General features: G+C 57.4%; 6 protein-coding genes. 4 read left to right on the top strand and 2 right to left on the bottom strand.

Going from position 1 to position 6750, the window contains the following annotated elements; translation table 11 throughout:
* Nucleotides 1-109: 109 nt before the first annotated feature.
* Nucleotides 110-577: a hypothetical protein gene (locus DW754_RS10560; RefSeq protein WP_117629859.1), complete on the bottom strand. Its 468-nt coding sequence runs from the start codon at nucleotides 575-577 to the stop codon at nucleotides 110-112.
* A 277-nt stretch (nucleotides 578-854) separates the two neighbouring features.
* On the opposite strand from DW754_RS10560, the gene DW754_RS10555 reads away from it, so the two are divergent.
* Nucleotides 855-1286: an Hsp20/alpha crystallin family protein gene (locus DW754_RS10555; RefSeq protein WP_055251783.1), complete on the top strand. Its 432-nt coding sequence runs from the start codon at nucleotides 855-857 to the stop codon at nucleotides 1284-1286.
* Nucleotides 1287-1366: 80 nt separating this feature from the next.
* Here DW754_RS10555 and DW754_RS10550 read toward each other — a convergent pair whose 3' ends face one another.
* Nucleotides 1367-2176: an MBL fold metallo-hydrolase gene (locus tag DW754_RS10550; RefSeq protein ID WP_117759863.1), complete on the bottom strand. Its 810-nt coding sequence runs from the start codon at nucleotides 2174-2176 to the stop codon at nucleotides 1367-1369.
* A 48-nt stretch (nucleotides 2177-2224) separates the two neighbouring features.
* Here DW754_RS10550 and tilS point away from each other — a divergent pair, with 48 nt between their 5' ends.
* The 3 genes from tilS to ftsH all read left to right on the top strand — a co-directional run bounded on the left by tilS (nucleotide 2225) and on the right by ftsH (nucleotide 6602).
* Nucleotides 2225-3766, top strand: a complete 1542-nt coding sequence (gene tilS / locus DW754_RS10545; RefSeq protein ID WP_192934564.1) for a tRNA lysidine(34) synthetase TilS — start codon at nucleotides 2225-2227, stop codon at nucleotides 3764-3766.
* Between the two features lie 147 nt (nucleotides 3767-3913).
* On the top strand, nucleotides 3914-4462 hold the full coding sequence (gene hpt, locus DW754_RS10540; RefSeq protein ID WP_117736950.1) for a hypoxanthine phosphoribosyltransferase: 549 nt from the start codon (nucleotides 3914-3916) through the stop codon (nucleotides 4460-4462).
* Between the two features lie 61 nt (nucleotides 4463-4523).
* Nucleotides 4524-6602: an ATP-dependent zinc metalloprotease FtsH gene (gene ftsH / locus DW754_RS10535; protein WP_255413529.1), complete on the top strand. Its 2079-nt coding sequence runs from the start codon at nucleotides 4524-4526 to the stop codon at nucleotides 6600-6602.
* Nucleotides 6603-6750 lie beyond the last annotated feature (148 nt).

The following is a 6750-nucleotide window of genomic DNA, read 5'->3' as shown; positions in this document are numbered from 1 at the left end:
GCAAGACTTGAAGTAGGGGGAGGCCTCGCGGCCTCCCCCTTTTTTGCGTTTACGGGGCGTAAATGACTCAATTACACCAGACGATCTTGTTGTTTTCGGTATTGAGCCTTTATTTAAAGAAAATAAATCGTATAACAAGGGCAACTACTATGGCCGCAATGGTCAAAAGCAGAATTGTCAGCTGATGCTGCTTGCGTCGTTTACTTGACGAAACGAAGATTGATTTTCCCTGTTTTGGCGTTTCGAGATAGCGAGCCGAATGCGTCAAGGTTTGCTTGGGTCGAGGCCCTCTTTGTTGATGAGCGGCGGATGCTTTCATCGGCTCATCGCTAGCTGCGCTGTTTTTAGATAATGGTGCGTCTTTCAGATATACAGGGTCTCCCGAGGCAACGCCCATATGTTTACGTCCCGTTTGGGCATCCTCGAGCGTTTGATATCGATTTCTCGTCACATAATCGGGCTCAGGATCATTAATGGGCTCTTGCGAGATGTGGGGGCGATGGAACCGTGGCGGCTGCGTAGAAGTATCTTCGCCCTGCGTCGGCATAAACATATTGTTCTGGTTTTGGTCGTCCATGATGCCCTTTAGCTCGTTACCAACAACGTGTACGCGCTCATTGTAAGCCCCTTGTTATTTGTAGCTGCGAACATACTTCTTATTTAAGCTCTGGTTCAAAGAACCTTAACCTTACTAAGACCTGAGTCATACACACTTAGATATGCTTATAGTACTGGACTCAAAAAACTTTATAGTCGATGTATATATGAGCACTGGGTGGGCATATATAAGAGCGTCAAAAGAAGTCTCAGTCACCTAGAAGATGACTCGGCAGTCCTTAAAAGGAGTGGTAAACATGGCAAGCATGGTTCCTTATCGTTCGGTTTTTGGCGTTCGTCCTTCTGCTAGCTCGCTGTTCGATTTGTTTGATGATATGACCGATCTTGCAAACAACTCGATTGCTTCCAAGGCGTTCCCCGTTGATGTCGAGGACAAGGGCGATGGTTATGAGGTCAAGGCCTATCTGACCGGCGTCGCTAAGGATGATATCGATGTTGAGCTTAACGAGGGTCGCCTGTCGATTAGCGTGAACGTTGTGGAGGACGAGGAGAACGAGGGCAAGAACTTCCTGCAGAAGGAGTTTAGCTCGTACAGCGCGACGCGCGGCGTGTATCTGAAGGACGCTTCGAGCGAGGGCCTTTCGGCTAAGTATGCTGACGGCATCCTGACCGTTACGGTTCCCAAGATTGTCGAGAAGAAGAACGTTACGAAGATCTCCATCGACTAACGATGGCTCTGCTTCAATCGAGAGTATGAGTTAAGGGGGCTGGGAAGTGATTCCCAGCCCCCCTTTGTTGTCTTGAGGGGCTATTGAATGGTTGTCGGTTGATACTGGCTTGCAGGGCGTATCGAGAGCTTCCGTGGCCCTTGAAGACGGGTGGCAGAACTGCCGAGTTCATCATCGAGACTTGCATCAAGCGCGTTGGCATAGCTTTTGACGGTAAGGCTTGGACGATTATTGTCCTGGCTGATGTGCATGGCGATGAGTTGTTCGGTGCGATCGGTAACAAGTTCGCGCGCGGCTTCGGCGGCCTGGTTGTTGGAGAGGTGCCCCTTTGTGGCCAGGATGCGCTCCTGAAGAAAGCGGGGGTACGCTCCTTCGCGCAACATAGTTACATCGTGGTTACTTTCGAGCGCGAGAACTCGACAGTCTTTGAGGATGCCTATGGCCTTGCTCGATAACTCTCCGGTGTCGGTGGCAAACCCAATGGAATCATCGAGAGCATTAAATCGATAGCCGACAGGATTGATGACATCGTGCGATGTTGAGTAGGTTTGCACGTGGATGCCGGCAATGGGGAGCGTGTCGCCGGGGTCAAATTCCTCTACGGGCAGGCGCGTGAGGTTTTCTTTGCATGAAAGGGTGTCCCTGCTGGCAAAGAGGGGACCATGCCAGTGCTTGCACCATACATCGAGCCCCTTGATATGGTCACCATGCTCATGGGTGATTACAAGAGCGGCGACGTCGTCTGCCGAGAGGCCAAGCTCCGCCATGCGTTTAAGTGTCTCGCGGCGGGACAGGCCGTTGTCGATCATGATGAGCCCCTGAGGTCCCTCGACGAGTGCGCAGTTGCCTTTTGAGCCGCTGCCGAGGATATGAAGGTGCAGGCGAGACATAAGATTCCAAAGGATACAATGAGTGCGGACGAATAGAGGAGGAAGCGAATGCCAACGGTATCTCAGCACTATGGACATCATGCCGCGCCGAGGACGGATAAGAGCGCCCTGGCAACGCGGCAGGCCGCTGCCCCCGTAGTGCTTATGGTATCAGGCGGTGCGGACTCGACGGCGCTGCTCCTTATGGCTTGCACATCAAAGCTGGATATCCAGGACGGGCGCGGCGTCGCTCCCATTGCGCGCGAGCGATTGCACGTGCTGCATGTAAACCATCATCTGCGCGGGGAGGCATCCGATGGCGACGAGGCCTTTGTACGTGACCTGTGCGCACAATACGGTTTGCCGCTGTGTGTTGAGCATGCCTATTTTGATGACGAATCGGGCAATATCGAGGCTGCGGCTCGCGAGGTGCGCTATGCCGCGGCACGGAGATACGTTCGCGAACTTTGTGCCGAATCGGGCGCACCGCGGACGGCGGCTCGTATCTGTACCGCGCATACTTCGTCGGACCGCGCGGAAACATTTTTGATGAATGCCATTAAAGGGTCGGGTCCCGCGGGTCTATCGAGCATTCCGCGCCGTCGGAACATTGTGGTTCGCCCCTTGCTCGACCTCACGCACGATGAACTCGTGAGCTATCTGCAGGTGCACGGTCAGCCATGGCGGGAAGATGAAAGCAACGAGGACGTTTCGTACCTGCGCAACTATGTACGCCATCGGGTGATGCCGGTGGTGGCACAGCGCAACGCGAGCGTCTGTAAGACGATTGGCGCCGCTTGCGAAATTCTGGGCGACGAAGACGCCTTTCTTTCCCAGCTTTCGGCACAGGCGTTTCGAAGCTGCCTGCGCAAGGAAGCGGCGGGCGCACTTGTGCTCGATGCGCGCCGTCTTGCCGCCGCTGAGGTTGTGATTGCACGGCGTATCGTGCGATTGGCGATTAAGCGCATCGATCCCGACGCGCGACCGGAGATGCGGCACGTGGAGCGCGTGCTCGCCTGCGTCGCTGCGGGCTCGGGCTCGGTTACGCTTCCTGCGGGAATTGATGCCCGTGTGGAGTTTGGCACGCTGGCGTTCAAGGCCCCGGCGGCGCGCGAGGGTTTAGTGGCCGATTGGATCTCCGTTCCCGGTCGTCTGCCGCTGGGGGCGGGGCATATGCTGACAGCGGAGCCGATGGCTGTGGAGCCGGGGTGCGATATCGTGCACCGTGCCCGCGAGCTTGCTGCTGCCGGAAAGGTTGCGGCCTTGGTGGATGCGGCGGCCCTGGGGTTTGCCGACCGCGATAGCGAGCGGATGTTAGCCGGCTCGCGCGGGGAGATTCCCACCGAGGCACGATCGGCGCGCCTGTGGGTGGATAGCCCTGTGCCGGGAGACGTGATGTGCCCGTTGGGGATGAACGGCCGAAGCAAGAAAGTGTCAGACCTGTTAAACGAGGCGCGCATTCCTGTTTCAGACCGCTCTGGCGTACCCGTGGTAAGAACGGCTCCGGGAGGTGCCGTAGTATGGGTCGCGGGCGTTCGCGCGGACGAGCGTTTTAAATGCACGGCCGCAACGCGCGTGGCATATCTGCTTCGTGTGGTCGATGCGGAATAGCGCTTCGCGCCAGCTATTCTGTGCGACGTTGACGGTATTCCCGCGCTGATGGCGCACGTGCTGGTAAATATACCCCGTGCGCTGCTAGAATGTGTAGTTCGCGTCCATGCGGCGGTGCGTGGGCGATAAGCACAAGAAAGGGTTGTCATGGCTTCTCAACATCCGGATATCGAGAAGGTTCTGTTTACGCAGGAGGATATCGACGGTATCGTCTCTCGCCTAGGCGAGCAGATTACTCGCGACTACGCGGGTAAGGATCTGGTGCTGATTGCGGTCCTGCGCGGCGCCGTGGTCTTTATGGGCGACCTGATGCGCAAGATCGAGCTGCCGACCAACATCGATTTCATGGCTGTTTCGAGCTATGGCGACGGTGTGAAGTCCTCGGGCATCGTGCGTATCATTAAGGACCTGGATATCGACATCCGCGGTCGCGACGTGCTGATCGTTGAGGACATTCTGGACTCGGGCCTGACGCTCAAGTATCTGATGAAGAACCTCGAGAGCCGCAAGCCCGCCTCGCTGGAGGTTGCCGCCTTCCTGTGGAAGGACGTTGAGGACCGTACCTCGGCCGTCGCGCCCAAGTATGTTGGAACCCATTGCCCCGATGCCTTTGTGGTGGGCTACGGCCTCGACTATGCCGAGCGCTATCGTAACCTTCCGTATCTGGGCATTTTGAAACCGGAGGTTTATTCGTAAGATGCCCGACGACCGTAACGATAACAATTCCCAGACTCCCCGGGAGCCTAAGATCCCGGGGATGCCCGGAGGCAAGAAGCCCGCGCGTACGGGCTGGCTGTATTTTATTTTGGCTTGCGCGCTTCTGGGCTACGCCTTCTTTAACATGGGCTCCGGCTTTGCCAATTCCAGCAATACCGTTAAGCTTGCGACGAGCGAGATGGTGAGCGCCATTAAGCAGGATCGCGTTGAAGATTTGACCTATACGGTTCAAGACGGAAGCGTGGCGGGTCATTACTGGAAGACGAAAAAGGACAAGGGTGATACGAGCGAGCTCAAGAGCTTCTCCTCGACCTATGTCGGCTCCGATTCGCTTGCCGAGCTTATGGCGGAGCACCCCGACACCAAGTACATCGTCAACACCAACGACCCCGATTTTTGGGGCGACTTGGCGATGAGTGTGCTGCCGACGATTGCCCTGATCGCCATCATGTTCTACTTTATGCGCCAGATGATGGGCGCCAATAATAGGAACATGCAGTTTGGCAAGACCAATGCCAAGACCAACGAGGCTACGCGTCCCAAGGTCAAGTTCGAGGACGTTGCCGGCGTGGACGAGGCGGTCGAGGAGCTCGAGGAGATCCGTGACTTTTTAAGCGATCCGGATCGCTATCGCAAGCTGGGCGCCAAGATCCCGCGTGGCGTGTTGCTGGTGGGCCCTCCGGGCACCGGTAAAACGTTGCTGGCCAAGGCCGTTGCCGGCGAGGCGGGCGTGCCGTTCTTTAGCATCTCGGGTTCCGACTTTGTCGAGATGTTCGTGGGTGTCGGCGCCAGCCGTGTGCGTGACCTCTTTAAGGAGGCCAAGTCTCAGGCTCCGTCGATCATCTTTATTGACGAGATCGATGCCGTGGGACGTCAGCGCGGAGCCGGTCTGGGCGGCGGTCACGACGAGCGCGAGCAGACGCTCAACCAGCTGCTGGTCGAGATGGACGGTTTTGAGGAAAGCGAGTCGGTCATCCTGATCGCCGCGACCAACCGCCCCGATATTCTGGACCCGGCATTGCTGCGCCCCGGTCGTTTTGACCGTCAGGTTACGGTCGACCGTCCGGACGTGAAGGGCCGCGAGCAGATCTTGCGCGTGCATGCTGAGAACAAGCCGATGGACGAGGACGTTAAGTTTGAGAAGCTCGCCCAGATGACCGTTGGCTTTACTGGTGCCGATTTGGCGAACCTGCTCAACGAGTCTGCGCTGCTGGCCGCTCGCCGCCATCGTTCCGTGATCTCGATGGACGAGGTCGAGGAGTCGATGGAGCGCGTGATTGCCGGACCGCAGCGCAAGGGTCGCGTGATGACCGAAGCCGAGCGCACCACGATTGCCTACCACGAGAGCGGTCATGCCCTGGTGGGTCATATCCTGGAGCACTCCGATCCGGTTCACAAGATTTCGATTGTCAGCCGTGGCCAGGCTCTGGGCTACACACTGCAGCTTCCGCAGGAGGATCACTTCCTCAAGACCAAGAACGAGATGCTCGATGAGCTTGCCGTGTTCTTGGGCGGTCGCGTTGCTGAGGAGCTCATGTGCGACGACATCACGTCGGGCGCGAGCAACGACCTGGAGCGCGCGACCAAGATGGCGCGCGAGATGGTCACGCGTCTGGGCATGAGCGAGGAACTGGGCACGCAGGTGTTTGGCGAGGCGCAGCATCAGGTGTTCCTGGGCCGCGATTACGCCGATCACCAGGATTATTCCGAGGAGACGGCGCGCCGCATCGATATCGAGGTTCAGCGCATCATGCGCGAAGCCCATCGCCGTGCGGTCGAGATTTTGGATGCCCGTCGCGATCAGCTCGATCTGATGGCGAAGGTGCTGCTTGAGCGCGAGACCGTCGAAGGCGACGCCGTGAACGCCCTGCTCGACAACGAGTGGGATGCTTACCTTGAGCGCGAGGGCGATATCCTGGCGGCCAAGGAGGAGCGCAACGCCAAGGCGGCCGGCATGCCGACCAAGAAGTGCTCGCCTCGCATGAGCGAGGAGGAGCTGGCGGCTGATGCTGCGGCCTTTGCGCAGGCGGCCATGCAGGAGGATGCCGAAGCCGCATCCGATGATGCCGGTGATGGCAATGCTGTCAACGCTGACGGCAACACCGACGCCGACAAATAGTTCTTGTAGCGAAAGCCTCTGCGGGGAAACCTGTGGAGGCTTTTTCTTTTGAGCGATATGTTGATTGGGGACAGACTTAAATGAGCGTTTTCACGCATTTGAACTGCATCCCATTTCTTGGACTTTGAAATTAAGGTTCGAGAAAAGG

This window comes from Collinsella sp. AM29-10AC, assembly GCF_003469085.1.
GTDB lineage: Bacteria > Actinomycetota > Coriobacteriia > Coriobacteriales > Coriobacteriaceae > Collinsella.
The sequence above is the reverse complement of the archived record's forward strand: the minus strand, read 5'-3'. Positions and strand labels throughout refer to the sequence as shown.